We start from the raw sequence: 14,435 nt of genomic DNA on the forward strand, positions 1-14,435 counted from the left end.
CTGATTAAGGACGGCGCTTTGGTGGAAGTGGTTTTACCAAAGCGCTGAAGCAATCAGTGTGGACTAGATCTTGATATCGACATAGGCCTCGCTGCGGATTTTGCGCAGCCAGATGTCTAGTTCGTCCTGATACTTGCGGTCGTGTAGGGCGTTGCGCGCCATGCGCTTACGCAGGTCGTCGGTCACGTCGTGCTGGCGACGATCCACCACTTTAATAATGTGCCAGCCGTATTGGGATTTAATCGGTTGGCTGATCTGGCCGATGGCGGTGTTTTCCATGCCTTCTTGAAATTCGGGTACCAATTGACCGGGCATCGTCCAGCCGAGGTCGCCACCTTCCTGTGCGGAGCCGATATCTTCGGAGTATTCGCGGGCCATATCAGCGAAAGATTCACCGTTCATGGCGCGGGTGCGCAGATCGGCTGCCAGCTTTTCAGTGGCCTTTTCATTGCGGATGGCTGAAGGCTTAAGCAGGATGTGGCTGGCGCGGGTTTGGCTAACCAGTTCTTTTACGCCCTTGCTCTCTAGCAGCTCGATCACATGGTAGCCGCTGGCGCTCTGCAGGGGTTCTGATACATCGCCATTGCCCATGGTTGGGGCAACATCGGCAAACAGAGAGGGCAGGTCGGTGCCCTTGCGCCAACCCAGATCGCTGACTTGCACCTTGCTGCTGGCGAGGGAGTTGTAGTTTTCGCCACGGCGTAAACGCTGGGCCAAGGTTTGCGCATGTTTCAGTGCGGCATCGCGCTCGGCTTGGGTGGCTTCAGAAGCTACCGGCACCAGAATATGGGCAAAATGGTATTCAGGTGAGGTTTGTTTCAGGCCGTCTTCCGAGCTGAGGTAGTTGTTCAGTTCCTGCTCGCTAATCTGGATGCGCTGATTCACATTGCCCATTTGCACACGCTGCAAAATCATTTCGCGGCGAATCTGCTCGCGGAAATCCAAGTAAGACGTGCCGGAGCTAATTAGTGCCTGACGGAATTGCTCCAGACTCATATTGTTCTTGGCGGCGATGCGACCTACGGCACCATTAAGTTGCTCGTCATCAATTCGCAGGCCGACACGATCTGCCATCTGCATTTGGATGCTTTCAATAATCAGCAGGTCTAAAACCTCGCGCTGCAATTGCTCCGCGGGTGGTGCTTGCTGACCGCTGCGGGCGATATTGGCGTTTACTGAATCCAGTCGAGATTGCAGTTCGCTGACCAGAATAATGTCGTCATCCACGATGGCGGCAATGCTGTCTAGCCAGCGGGTATCCGCGGCCGCCCAACTGCTAGCGAGGGTGAGAAGCAAGGTGGTGCATGTAAGGCGAAATTTATTCATTCGTTTGATAACCAAAAATACTTTCTTTTAAAACGTTGCTTACGGCGGTGCCTAGGCCACCCAGCCCCTTGAGCTGGAATTCGACCAAGATGGCGTTGTTCAGCGTGGTGGCGTTGGTATTAGACCCAGTATTGTCGTCAGGTTCCAGAGCCTGTTGGAAAACCACGCGGGTCAGCCAACAGCAGTTTTGGTACTCGGCACCGATCAGGTTTTCCATGGTGCGCTTTTCTTCCAGATCGTACTGGCTGCGGGCGAACAATTTCCACTGATTATTGATGGGGTAGCTGAGCGAGCCATCTAATTGTTTTATGTCTTGATCTAGGCCGCCAAACTGGTTGCCCGCGCGGCGGAAGGTGTAGCCCAGATTGAACAGACTGCCATCGTCTCGGTTGTGATGGTAGCTGATGCTGCTCTGATTGGTATCCATGTGGCGCGCGTCTACCAAGATATCGGCACTGACACTGTGATTATTATTGGCTTCTAAGCGAACTTGGCCCGCGACATCAGAATTGCTGCCTTTGCGGATGGGGTCGCCCGGTAACTGTACCCGGCCGTCGTCAAAATAGAAAATCTGGCCGAGGCTGACGCTCAGAAATTCCTGCCCGCGATCGAGGTCGATAAAACGGCTGGTAAGACCGGCGGTGAGCTGGTTGGCGTCATCTAGGCGATCGTGGCCGGTAAAGCGCGAATCCCGGAAGAGTTGTTGGAAGTTAAAGGTGAGTGCAGCGCTGTCAAAATCTGGCTGCTGGCTTTGATCCTGATACTCGGAATAGCGGTAGAACAGTCGCGGCTCTAAAGTTTGGCTAAATAATTGGTCGCCCAGTTCAAGCTGGCGTTCAAAAAACAGACCTGAGTCGATGGTGAGTTGCGGGCTATTGGTGCTGGGGCTGGCATCCACACCGGCCAAATCAGCATCATCCAGATCGTATACCACGTGACGGTTGCGCAGGCCGGTTTCAATAAAGCCCCAACGCCAGCGCATGGGCAGGCTGGCGCCGATGCTGCTGTAGAGGCGCTGTCCGGTCAGTTTGGTGCCGCCCTTGCCGTAGCTGTCGCGGTGATCAAAGCGGCTGTATTCCAGCTCTAACTCCGGCTCCAACTGAAAGTTACGGGTAGGAGATTGGTAGAACAGGCTCAGTTGCGGCAGTTTCTGGTAGGGGTCTTCAACGGCGGCAATAGTTTGGTATTGCTGAACTTCTAGCAGGCCGCGCCAGTTTTCTGAAAAGTATTGCAAGCTGGCTTGTTGGTTGAGGTGGGTGCTGCGCTTAACGGAAACACTGGACAGGCCCAGATCCAGAAAATAGTCGGGGTCGCTGACCTTGTTGAAGTCCACCGAGGAGGACCAGCGTTGATCGAAATGGCCGTTTTCTTCTAATCCTACTAGCCAGCGATTGTCATTGGTTTGCTGGTCGCTGGGCAGGTAACTGGTTTGTAAGTCCCACTCGGCATAGCGCGACAGGTGGCGGAAGCGGGTTTCTAACGCTTCGCCGTGGGTCTCGATATAGCGAGGCGCCAAGGTTAAATCGTAATTAGGTGCCAGATTAAAGTAGTAGGGCAGCGAAATATCCAGACGATTATCGGATAGCCCCAAGCTGGGAAAGAGGAAGCCAGTGGCGCGGCGATCGTCGATGGGGAAGTTTAAATACGGCGAATAAAATACCGGAATATTGTGAATTTTAATGGTGGTGTCACGGGCCACGCCCCGTCCGGTTTCGTAATCCAACTTGATATTGCCGGCGTGTAATGACCAGGTTTCATTATCCGGCGTACATTGGGTATAGCTGGCTTCTTCCAGCAGAAATTCGCCGTAACTGGGGCGGGCGATGCGTCCGGCAGTGCCGCGAGCGCCGGTTTCAAAACTCAGAATTTCGGCTTGGGTCATTTCGCCCAAGGCATTTTGGGTATCTAGCTCGGCAGATTGTCCGCGCAGAATAAAACCGGGCTGGCTGAGCACCACGTTATCGCGCAGGCTGATTTGGCCATTGCTGCGGTTGTAACGGGCGTAGCCGGCATCGAGGCGGAGATTACCTTTGCGCAGCTCGACATCGCCGCTCATGCTGGCACTCTCATTAAGAGATTCAATGTTTTGAGCGGAGACTTCTAACGGTGCGATTGAAGGATCGAGGTCGGCACCTTCCCAATCTCGACGCGGTTCCACAAAGCTGCCACGGCAACCCGGTGAATAGCTGCAATCCGATTGTTTTTTGATGACGTGATCCGGCACCCAAAACCAATGTTGGTAGTAGGGGATCAAGGCCGAATAATTGACCTTGATATCGCCAGCGTTTAGGGCATTACAACTTTGAGGGGCATCGGTTTCGGTCGAGTTTTGCTGACTAAAGGCGGGCGAACTGATGCCAAGGCCAATCAGGCAGCTAAGCAGGACCGAAGGTGTAAAGCGAAACGCGAGCATCTATTTGATTTATTGGGCAGAATGACGATGTAAGTTTGGGTGTGGATAATAAAGCATTCTTTGCTAGGATGCCCGCGCTGCGGGGATTTTTCACCGCCATTTTCTTGTTGGGGAAAGCCAGTTTGAGTTCAGATAATGCCGTTGCGGCCCTACACCAGTGGGGCGCCGAACAAATTCAACAGGATCCGGCCGACTTGCCCGAGCTGCAAATGGTGTCTGGCGATGCCAGTTTTCGCCGTTACTACCGGCTGTTTCCCGCCGCGCAAGCGCCGCTGATCGCCGTTCATGCGCCGCCTGACAAAGAAGATAATGAGTCCTTTGTTAAAGTCCAAAAATTGTTATTTGATAATGGCTTGCGAGTGCCTGCCTTGTTGGGATGGGAGCGTGAGCAAGGCTTTTTGTTGCAAGAGGATTTTGGCGGCCAGCTGTTATTGCCGCTGCTAGAGTCGACTGAAATCGCCGAACCATTTTATTTGCAGGCCATGGCTAGCCTGCAAGCGATGCAGGCTATAAAAGTATCGGCTGGTGAATTGCCCGCCTATGACCGCGCTCGTCTCATGCAGGAGATGGCGCTGCTTCCCGATTGGTTTATCGAACAGTTGCTGGGCTATTCGCTGTCAGAAACTGAACGAAAAATGCTGGGTGAGGTTTTCGAACTGCTTTGCGATTCCGCACTGGCACAGCCGCAGGTGGTGGTTCATCGGGATTTTCACAGCCGCAATATTATGGTGCTTGAAGATAAGGCCTTGGGCTTGATTGATTTTCAAGATGCGGTGCTCGGCCCCTATACCTACGATTTGGTTTCCCTGCTGCGCGATTGTTATGTGAGTTGGTCGCCTGCGCAGGTGCAAGCTTGGGCGCTTGCGTATCGGGCGATGCTGGTAGATGGCGGGGTTCCGGTTGCTGAACCTGAAGCCTTTCTTCGTCAGTTTGATTTGATGGGGTTGCAACGCCATATCAAAGTACTGGGCATTTTTGCTCGCCTGTTTTTACGCGACGGTAAAGATGGTTATCTCAATGACCTGCCCTTGGTCATTACCTACACCCTTGAGGTTGCTCGCGCTTATCCGGAATTGGCGGAATTTGTCGCTTGGTTTGAAGAAAAATTATTGCCGCTGGCCCAGCAGCAAAGCTGGTATCGGGTTGTTAGTCTGTGAGTGATCGCCCGATGAAGGCCATGATCTTGGCGGCGGGGCTGGGCAGCCGGATGCGCCCATTGACCGAGACTTGCCCCAAACCCTTGCTAAAGGCCGGCGGTAAACCGCTGATCGACTACCATCTTGAAAAGCTGGCGCAGGCCGGTGTGCGTGAAGTTGTGGTGAACAGCGCCTGGTTGTCTGAACAGATTTTGGATTATCTGGGTGACGGTCAGCGCTATGGCCTTAGCATTCTGCATTCACCTGAGAGTGAGCCGCTGGAAACCGCCGGCGGGATTGTTAAGGCCTTGCCGCTACTGGGGGATGATCCTTTTATTCTGGTTAATGGCGATATCTGGACGGATATGGATTTTGCGCCGTTGACCTCGATTTCACCGGCTTCGGCCCACTTGTTTTTAACGGTGAATCCCGCGCACAACCCCGCCGGCGATTTTTCTATCTCCTCACAAGGGGCATTGGCTGAGCGGGATGATGATGCCCTGACCTTTATGGGAGTGAGTGTTTGGCAGCCTGCGGTCTTTGCTGAATTGGCCCAGGGGAAGCGCGCTCTTAAACCGATTATCGATACCTTAATTGCCGAACAGCGAGCTACGGCTAGTGCCTTCCACGGACAGTGGTGGGATATTGGTACGCCGGAGCGACTCGCCGCACTGGATGATTTTCTACAGAAAGAATCTGCCTAGCGAGCTGAAGGCACGCCCGCTTTCGCGTAAAATATTTGCTAACAAATTGCCACAACCGCTTAGCTTCCCTCCGGACCCGCTTAGCCCCCAAAGGAATCATTGCCATGACCGATTACTGGATTGCGCCCTCAATTTTGTCTGCGGATTTTGCCCGCTTGGGCGAAGAAGTTGAAAACGTGCTGGATGCGGGGGCGGATATTGTCCACTTCGATGTTATGGACAACCACTACGTGCCCAATCTGACCATTGGCCCCATGGTGTGCAAAGCGCTGCGTAATTACGGCATCAAAGCGCCGATTGACGTTCACCTGATGGTGTCGCCGGTGGATCGCCTGATCGGTGATTTTGCCGAGGCGGGTGCCAGCATTATTACCTTCCATCCCGATGCGTCCACCCACGTGGATCGCTCTCTGCAAATGATCCGCGATGCGGGTTGCAAAGCGGGCTTGGTACTTAACCCCGCTACCGGACTGGAGTCTTTGAAATATGTTATGGACAAGCTCGATATGATTCTGCTGATGTCGGTTAACCCCGGCTTTGGTGGGCAGAGCTTTATACCCTCGACTATCGACAAAGTGCGTGAAGTGCGCGCCCTGATCGACGCCTCTGGTCGCGATATTCGTCTGGAAGTCGATGGCGGTATTTCCGCTAAGAACATTGCCGAGATTGCCGCTGCCGGTGCCGATACCTTTGTTGCGGGCTCGGCCATTTTTAATCAAGACGATTATCAGGCCGTCATTGACACAATGCGCCGCGAACTGGCCTCGGTATGAAATTAGCCGGGCTACTAGATGGGCGGCCACTCAAAGCCCTGCTGTTTGATCTTGATGGCACACTGGTTGACAGCGTGCCGGACATTGCTAACGCCCTAGATCGTGCATTGTTGGCGGAAGGCTATGCGGCAGCGGGGGAAGAACGCGCGCGTGCTTGGGTCGGTAACGGCGCCGGTAAATTGGTACAGCGCGCCTTGGCTCACGCTTTAAATATTGCTGAAGCTGACGCGGTGGGTGAGCCCTTCGACCGGCTATTGGCGGCGTTTTACGACTTCTACCAGCAGGATAGCCACTCCCATACCCGATTGTACACCGGTGTACTCGAGGCACTAAGCGCTTGGCAGCAAGCTGGTATTGCTATGGCTTGCGTCACCAATAAACCCGAGCGCTTTACCCATCCGATTCTGGCGCATCTTAAATTGGATAGTTTTATGCCCGTAGTGATCGGTGGCGATACCTTGCCCGTGCGCAAACCTGATCCCGCGCCCTTGCTACTCGCCTGCGAACGTTTGGGCATTGCGGCAGAAAATACCGTGATGGTGGGAGACTCCGTGAATGATGTTGGTGCGGCGAGGGCACTTGGTGTGCCGGTGGCCTGTGTGAGTTATGGCTATAACCACGGCGCGCCGGTGGCAGACGCGAAACCGGACTTATTGGTGGATGATTTTTTTGACCTGGTTTAGGGGGTGTCCTGAGCGGACGACCTAGGAATTTTTTTTTAGTCCCGAGGGGACGGGGGAGAATGGCTTTCGCCCTTCTTGGGCGACTTCATTTTCTTTTAAAAGAAAACGAAGCAAAAGAAACCTTCCCCGCTCACTCGGCCTACGGCTACCCTCACTTCTTTAAATTCAATGAAACGCTGCGGAACTCGACCTTCACTGCGTTTCGGTCTCAAACAGTCCTCGCGAAACCCTTTCATTGAATTTTTACGATGTTCGGCGAGTTCGGACGGGGTTTGGGGTGGCACCGATCACCCCCTTCAGGGCCGTCGAGCACTGAAGAATCTGAACGGAAATAGCGCGAGGACTGTTTGAGGCCAAAGGCCGAGTTCCGCAGCGCCCGTTCAGGTTCAAAGCGCGCAGAGTACCGATGGCGCTGTTTGCCATCGGCGGTACTGCGGGGCGTGTTTTCTTGCTTACTTCTTTTTCACGAAAAAAGAAGTAAGTCGCCCAAGAAGGGCGAAAACCTTTCTTAAACCGTCCCCTCGGGACAAAAAACTTTCGTAGGCTGCGCCCCTTAAGGCGATAAAACCCCCAATCGGGAAGAGAGCTTCCCAAACCACGCCCCCCAAGGGTGAAACCCATTCCACGCTGGCGGTTTCGCCGCGCCAGAAGCTCGGTTACAATGAGTCAAAATTGCTTAATGAGTTTGTGAAATGGAGCTTAACGCCCGCACCCAATTTGCGCGTGATAGCCGTCGATGGCGGTGATGGATGCCTGTCGGCGCTCGCCGATCTAACGCCGTGTTCCACCATTTCACAAGGATTTATCATGCAACTCTCCCGTTTTCAGGAGCTGGCTCAGCAGCCCTTCAATCGTATTCCCGTTTTTCGTCAGGTTTTGGCTGATCTGGAAACGCCACTCAGTGCTTATCTGAAGCTGGCGGATTCGCCCTATAGTTATTTATTCGAATCGGTGCACGGCGGTGAGAAGTGGGGCCGTTACTCCATTCTCGGGCTCGGCGCCTCTACTATTCTCCGGGCCGAGGGTGATCAACTGACCATTAAGGACAATGGTGAGCTGGTTGAGTCGGTGACTACGCGTGACCCGCTGCAATTTATCGAAGATTTTCAACAGCGTTTTCAGGTGCCAGATCTGCCGGAGTTACCGGCGTTTTACGGCGGGTTGGTCGGCTATTTTGGCTATGACAGCGTGCGTTATGTCGAGCCCAAGCTGTTTGGCGGTGCGCCAAAGGATGTGATTGGTACGCCGGATATTTTGTTGATGGTGTCGGAAGAGGTGTTGGTGTTCGACAATCTCTCTGGCCTAGTCACGCTGATTACCCATGTAAACCCTGCGAATGCGGATGCCTATTTTCAGGCGCAGGCGCGCCTCGATGTTTTAGAGCAGCGCCTGCGTGAGCCTTGCCCAAGTTTGCCGGATTTGGATTTGGCCGCTGAAGGTGTGGCGGAAACCGAATTTGTGTCCAGCTTTGGTGAACAGAACTTCAAAGCGGCGGTGGAAAAAGTGCGCGAATACGTGCTGGCCGGTGACACCATGCAGGTGGTGTTATCTCAGCGTTTGAGTATTCCTTTTAGTGCCTCGCCGCTGAATTTTTATCGCGCACTGCGCCATCTCAATCCTTCCCCCTATATGTATTACCTCAATCTTGAGGATTTCCATATTGTAGGTTCATCGCCAGAAATTCTGTCGCGCCTTGAACACGGTGAAGTCACGGTTAGGCCGATTGCCGGAACTCGTCGTCGTGGCCGCACCGAGGAGGAAGACTTGGCTTTGGAAGCAGAAATGTTGGCCGATCCCAAAGAGATCGCCGAGCACTTAATGCTGATTGATTTGGGGCGTAACGATGTCGGTCGGGTGGCGAAAACCGGCACCGTAGAGCTGAGCGACAAGATGGTGGTCGAGCGCTATTCCCATGTGATGCATATTGTGTCCAATGTTCGAGCGCAGGTGCGCAACGACATTGATGCCATGGATGTGCTGCGTGCAACTCTGCCGGCGGGCACTTTAAGTGGTGCGCCCAAGGTTCGCGCCATGGAAATTATTGATGAGTTGGAGCCGGTAAAACGCGGTGTTTACGGCGGTGCCATTGGCTATCTCTCTTGGAATGGCAATATGGATACCGCTATTGCGATCCGCACGGCGGTGATCAAAGACGGGCAGCTGCATATCCAAGCTGGCGCCGGCATTGTGGCCGACTCCCAGCCGCGACTCGAATGGAAGGAAACCATGAATAAGGCGCGGGCGGTGTTTCGTGCTGCGTCTATGGTGCAGGCCAGCCAGCAATCAACAGGAGGGCAACACTAATGCTGTTGATGATTGATAACTACGATTCTTTTACCTACAACGTGGTGCAGTATTTGGCCGAGTTAGGTGCCGATGTGGTGGTACGCCGCAACGATGAAATTAGCTTGGATGAAATTGAGGCTATGCAGCCCAGCCATTTGGTGATTTCTCCTGGCCCTTGCACGCCTAATGAAGCCGGTATCTCCATGGCGGCCATTCAGCACTTTGCCGGCAAGTTACCCATTTTAGGCGTGTGTCTTGGTCACCAAAGTATTGGTCAGGTGTTTGGTGGCAAGATTGTGCGCGCCCGTGAGGTGATGCACGGCAAGGTGTCTGCCATTCATCATAAAGATGAAGGCGTCTTTGCTGGACTGAAAAATCCTTTGCAGGCGACCCGCTATCATTCACTGGTGATTGAAAAAGCCAGTCTGCCCGATTGTTTGGAAGTGACTGCTTGGACTCAGCTGGAAAACGGCGAGCCTGACGAAATCATGGGTGTGCGCCATAAAACCTTGGATATTGAAGGGGTACAGTTTCACCCGGAATCGATCCTCTCTGAGCAGGGCCACGAAATGCTCAAAAACTTTTTGGAGCGCCGCGCATGAGCAGCATGGATATTAAAACGGCTTTGGGCAAGGTGATTAACCGCCTTGATCTTAATACCGATGAAATGACCGATGTAATGCGCGACATCATGGGTGGCCAGTGCACCGATGCGCAAATCGGGGCGTTTTTGGTCGCCCTGCGTATGAAAAGCGAGAGCCTTGACGAGATTGAAGGTGCCGCTCGGGTTATGCGCGAGCTGGCCACGCCGGTGCAGCTTGAGTCGCTTGAGCATGTGGTGGATATCGTCGGTACTGGCGGCGATGGTGCCAATCTTTTTAATGTTTCTTCGGCGAGCACGTTTGTGACGGCGGCCGCCGGCGCCAAAGTCGCCAAGCACGGCAATCGTTCCGTATCTTCAAAAAGCGGCAGTGCTGATTTGTTAGAGTCGGCAGGTATCCGTCTGGATTTAAGCGCAGAGCAAGTGGCGCGTTGTATTAATGAAGTTGGTGTTGGCTTTATGTTTGCAGTCAACCATCACGGTGCCATGAAGCACGCGATTGGCCCGCGCAAGGAAATCGGCCAGCGCACCATCTTCAATATCTTGGGGCCACTGACTAATCCTGCAGGTGTAAAACGCCTAGTTTTGGGTGTGTTTGCCGGCGAGCTGTGTCGTCCGCTAGCGGAAGTATTAAAGCGCCTGGGTGCCGAACATGTGATGGTGGTTCACGCCACTGATGGGCTTGATGAAATCAGTCTTGCTGCACCCACCTTGGTGGCTGAGCTGAAAAATGGCGAGATCACTGAATACCGCCTGACTCCAGAAGATGTCGGTTTAAAAAGCCAGAGCCTGATGGGATTAGACGTGGCAGACAGCGCCGCCTCGCTGGCACTGATCCGCGATGCATTGGGCAAGCGCGAAACCGAAGCGGCAGAAAAAGCGGCGGATATGATCGCCCTTAATGCGGGGGCGGCGCTTTATGTTGCCGGTGTGGTGAGCAATCTCAAGCAAGGCGTGGCCTTGGCTGAAGATGCGATTCACGGAGGCTTGGCGCTAGAAAAAATGGAGGCCTTGGCAGTGTTTTCGCAAGGGCTGGTAGGTTGATTTGATGAACGATACTCCCACCGTACTGAAAAAAATTATTGATCGTAAGTGGCAGGAAGTTGCCGAGCGCAGCGCGCATACCTCAATTGAAACTCTGCGTGAACAGGCTGGAGCGGCCTCAGCGCCGCGTGGGTTTGTACGCGCGATAGAAGCTAAAATTGCGGCGGGTCAGTCGGCGGTTATTGCTGAAGTGAAAAAAGCCTCGCCGTCCAAGGGTGTTATTCGCGAGCATTTTGTTCCTGCGGATATTGCTAAAAGCTATGAGCAGGGCGGTGCGGCCTGTTTGTCGGTACTGACCGATGCCGACTTTTTTCAGGGCGGCGAAGCCTATCTGCAACAGGCACGGGCAGCCTGTGCACTGCCGGTGATTCGCAAAGATTTTATTGTTGATCCCTATCAGGTTGTAGAAGCGCGAGCGATTGGTGCTGACTGTATTTTGTTGATTGCCGCTGCGCTGGATGACACGTCGATGCGCGAGTTAAATGACTTGGCGCGGGATTTGGGTATGGATGTGCTGATTGAAGCCCATAACCGCGAAGAGTTACACCGCACACTACCGTTGGGAAATCGCCTGCTCGGTATAAATAATCGCAATCTGCACAACTTTGAAACCAGCTTGAATAATACTTACGAGCTGTTGGATGAGATTGGCGATGAATTTCTGGTCGTGACAGAAAGCGGTATTCACACTCCGGAAGATGTTGCTGCCATGCGCCAGCACGGAGTAAATGCCTTTTTAGTCGGCGAGGCGTTTATGCGCGCCGATGAGCCCGGCACTGAATTACAACGGCTATTCAGCACTCAGGCCTGAGTGCTGTTCCCCCTTCTTGCTTTTATGTCGCGTACTCACCCGCCGCGTCAGCCCTGAACATCACCGGGTGACTAGGAGTGAACAATGAATCTGTGGAAAGGCTTGGTACTGCTGCTGGTCTTGGTGGGTGGTGTTGCAGGTTTGTACGCCTACGATCATTATTCTGCGCGTTATCCCAGCACTGAAAATGCGTATATTGATGCCACGTCGGTTCAGGTAAGTGCGGCCGTGGCCGGGCCGGTTGTTGCGGTGAATACGGCAAGTCAGCGCCGTATTGATAGCGGCCAACTGCTCCTCGAAATTGATCCTCTGCCTTATAAATTAGCCCTTCTCAAAGCCCAATCTCGTTTGGATTTGGCCCGCCGCGATGTTGCTGAGCGTGAGGCGGCGGTTGCCGCTGCGCGCGCTTCGGTCGCTGAAGTGAAGGTGCGTTTAAGCAATGCCGATAAGCACTGGCAGCGCCTAAAGGGACTAAAGCGCGAAAAATATATGTCAGACGATGCCCTGGAGGCTGCCGAGGCCGCCTTCTATCGTGCGCAGGCTGACTTGCAAGTGGTTAAAGCCAAACTGGCTCAGGCTGAGGCGCGCCAGCAACAGCAGGGCGCCTTGGATAGCCAAGTGGTTGAGGCGCAGGCCAATGTCGAGCAAGCCGAGTGGGAGCTTGAACAAACTCGAATAGTTGCTCCTTGTGATGGCATTACCGATACCGTTGGTGTGCATAAAGGCGAAACGGTAGTGGGGTATAAAGCCCTGTTTAACGTGGTTTGCGATCAGGATTTCTGGGTGGAGGCCAATTTCAAAGAAACCGATTTGGCGCGTATTCAGCCGGGACAGCAAGTTGATGTGTCGGTCGATATGTACACTGGTCACGCCTTTCACGGCGTGGTGGAAACCATAAGCCCGGCCGCCGGCGGCGTATTTTCGCTGTTGCCGCCGCAAAATGCCTCAGCCAATTGGGTAAAGGTGACTCAGCGCGTGCCGGTTCGAATTCGAATCACCGATGCCGATCAACACTTTCCGTTGCGTATTGGCAGTAGTGCCCATGTGCGTGTAGATACTGGCAGTCAGGGAATTTAAGGGTTTCCTGCAATGACTGAAACCCCGGCGCCATTGAGTCGTCGCCAAAGTATTTGGCTGGTGGTCTCCATTATGATGGCGACTGTCATGCAGGTTTTAGATACCACCATTGTGAATGTGGCGCTGCCGCATATACAGGGTGATCTGGCGGCGACGCCCTCTCAAATTGGTTGGGTGCTCACCAGTTATATCGTGCCTGCCGCCATCTTTATGACGCTTACCGGGTATTTTTCTGAGCGCTTGGGTCAGCGCCGTTATCTCGTGATTTCCATGGCCGGTTTCACGGTGACGTCGGTGTTGTGTGGCTTGGCGGATTCCCTCTCGATGCTGGTGACCTTTCGTATTCTCCAAGGTATTTTCGGTGCCAGTCTGGTGCCGATGTCTCAAGCCATTATGGTGCAGAATTTTCCGCCGGAGGCCCGTGGCCGGATGATGGGGCTGTGGAGCGTTGGGGTTATGGTCGGGCCGATTTTAGGGCCGACATTGGGTGGTTGGCTAACCGATGCCCTGAGTTGGCGCTGGACTTTTTTTATTAATTTGCCCTTGGGCGTAGTGTCGACCTTAATCGCGTGGAAGGTGGTGCCACAAGGCAAGCGGATCAGACGGCCAATGGATTGGTGGGGCTTTGTTCTTCTGGTGATGGCGCTCGGTGGCTTGCAGATGTTGCTCGACCGCGGCGCGGGAGAAGATTGGTATGAGTCTAATGAAATTCGATTGCTAACCCTGTTCAGTGTGGTGGGCTTTATTGGCTATTTTTGGCACAGCGCTCAACCCGCTGGCAAGGTTTTGGTCAATCTCGAAATTTTTAAAGATCGTAATTTCTCCACGAGTTGCTTATTGATGGTCGCCTGCGGTATTGGCATGTACGGCACCATGGTGCTGTTGCCGCTGTTAATGCAGAACCTGCTGGGATATACCGCCTCGCAAGCAGGCTTGATGATGGCGCCGCGGGGCATTGCCAGCATGATCAGCATGGTAACGGTGGGGCGTTTGATGGACTATATCGAGCCGCGCCGCTTGGTGGTGGCGGGGGCGGTATTGTTCTGTCTCGGCACCTTGCCGATGACAAATTACTCCCTGCAAATCGACAGCTTTTGGTTGGTCGTGCCCGGCTTTATTCAGGGCTTGGGCTTGGGAATGTTGTTAGTGCCGCTGTCTACACTGGCCTATTCCTCGGTGCCACCGGCACTGGTTGCCGATGCAACCGGGGTGTTTTCGCTGATGCGAACCTTGGGACAGGCCTTGGGAATTTCCATTGTCACCATGCTGCTGAGTCAGCGCAGCCAAATTTACTGGCATGAGCTGGGCGCGCAGCTCCGGCTCGATAGCAGTAGTGTGCAGGCGTGGTTGTTGCCGCTGGGAATTGCGGGCGATTCTAAAGAGGCGGGAATGTTAATGGCGATGGAGTTGGGTAAGCAGAGCCATTTACTGGCGTTTTTAGATTCTTTTGTCTTTGTTTTGGTGGCGTTTATTGCCGTGATGCCGGCGTTGCTTTTGATTCGCAAGATTGGTACTCGCCAGCAACAGCAGGCGGCTTCAACTCAGAAATAACGAGAGTCGTAGCTGGCGAAAAGAACGCGG

Annotated in this window: 12 protein-coding genes; 10 read left to right on the top strand and 2 right to left on the bottom strand. The window is 53.7% G+C overall.

Annotation, left to right across the window (positions count from 1 at the left end):
* Window positions 1-63: 63 nt before the first annotated feature.
* Together IB286_RS06320 and IB286_RS06325 are read right to left on the bottom strand one after the other, a co-directional pair.
* Window positions 64-1,326 (bottom strand): peptidylprolyl isomerase, encoded by a 1,263-nt coding sequence (locus IB286_RS06320; RefSeq protein ID WP_190763682.1) that lies wholly within the window; start codon window positions 1,324-1,326, stop codon window positions 64-66.
* Window positions 1,319-3,739, bottom strand: a complete 2,421-nt coding sequence (locus tag IB286_RS06325; RefSeq protein WP_190763684.1) for an LPS-assembly protein LptD — start codon at window positions 3,737-3,739, stop codon at window positions 1,319-1,321. The genes IB286_RS06320 and IB286_RS06325 overlap by 8 nt, the downstream gene beginning before the upstream one ends.
* 122 nt (window positions 3,740-3,861) lie before the next feature.
* Between IB286_RS06325 and IB286_RS06330 the strand changes: the two genes are divergently transcribed.
* From IB286_RS06330 to IB286_RS06375, 10 genes are all read left to right on the top strand, one after another.
* Window positions 3,862-4,896 carry an aminoglycoside phosphotransferase family protein gene (locus IB286_RS06330; RefSeq protein ID WP_223826182.1) on the top strand — a complete coding sequence of 345 codons (1,035 nt, stop codon included), beginning with the start codon at window positions 3,862-3,864 and terminating at the stop codon, window positions 4,894-4,896.
* Window positions 4,893-5,579, top strand: a complete 687-nt coding sequence (gene murU / locus IB286_RS06335) for an N-acetylmuramate alpha-1-phosphate uridylyltransferase MurU (protein ID WP_317889715.1) — start codon at window positions 4,893-4,895, stop codon at window positions 5,577-5,579. Before IB286_RS06330 ends, murU begins: the two co-directional genes overlap by 4 nt.
* A 104-nt stretch (window positions 5,580-5,683) precedes the next feature.
* Entirely contained in the window at window positions 5,684-6,352 is a 669-nt protein-coding gene (gene rpe, locus IB286_RS06340) for a ribulose-phosphate 3-epimerase (RefSeq protein ID WP_190763686.1), read from the top strand.
* Window positions 6,349-7,035 (top strand): phosphoglycolate phosphatase, encoded by a 687-nt coding sequence (locus tag IB286_RS06345; protein WP_190763688.1) that lies wholly within the window; start codon window positions 6,349-6,351, stop codon window positions 7,033-7,035. Before rpe ends, IB286_RS06345 begins: the two co-directional genes overlap by 4 nt.
* Window positions 7,036-7,842: 807 nt before the next feature.
* A complete protein-coding gene (gene trpE / locus IB286_RS06350) occupies window positions 7,843-9,339 on the top strand; it encodes an anthranilate synthase component I (RefSeq protein WP_190763690.1) in 1,497 nt (498 codons plus the stop codon).
* Window positions 9,339-9,923, top strand: a complete 585-nt coding sequence (locus tag IB286_RS06355) for an aminodeoxychorismate synthase component II (RefSeq protein WP_190763692.1) — start codon at window positions 9,339-9,341, stop codon at window positions 9,921-9,923. Before trpE ends, IB286_RS06355 begins: the two co-directional genes overlap by 1 nt.
* Window positions 9,924-9,928: 5 nt before the next feature.
* Entirely contained in the window at window positions 9,929-10,966 is a 1,038-nt protein-coding gene (trpD, locus tag IB286_RS06360; protein ID WP_190764283.1) for an anthranilate phosphoribosyltransferase, read from the top strand.
* Between the two features lie 4 nt (window positions 10,967-10,970).
* Window positions 10,971-11,777 (top strand): indole-3-glycerol phosphate synthase TrpC, encoded by an 807-nt coding sequence (gene trpC / locus IB286_RS06365; protein WP_190763693.1) that lies wholly within the window; start codon window positions 10,971-10,973, stop codon window positions 11,775-11,777.
* Between the two features lie 84 nt (window positions 11,778-11,861).
* Complete coding sequence (locus IB286_RS06370) at window positions 11,862-12,854, top strand: HlyD family secretion protein (RefSeq protein WP_190763696.1); 993 nt, start codon at window positions 11,862-11,864, stop codon at window positions 12,852-12,854.
* Between the two features lie 12 nt (window positions 12,855-12,866).
* On the top strand, window positions 12,867-14,405 hold the full coding sequence (locus IB286_RS06375; RefSeq protein WP_190763698.1) for a DHA2 family efflux MFS transporter permease subunit: 1,539 nt from the start codon (window positions 12,867-12,869) through the stop codon (window positions 14,403-14,405).
* The last annotated feature ends 30 nt before the right edge of the window (window positions 14,406-14,435 follow it).

It is taken from the genome of Spongiibacter pelagi, from assembly GCF_014705705.1.
Classification (GTDB): domain Bacteria; phylum Pseudomonadota; class Gammaproteobacteria; order Pseudomonadales; family Spongiibacteraceae; genus Spongiibacter; species Spongiibacter pelagi.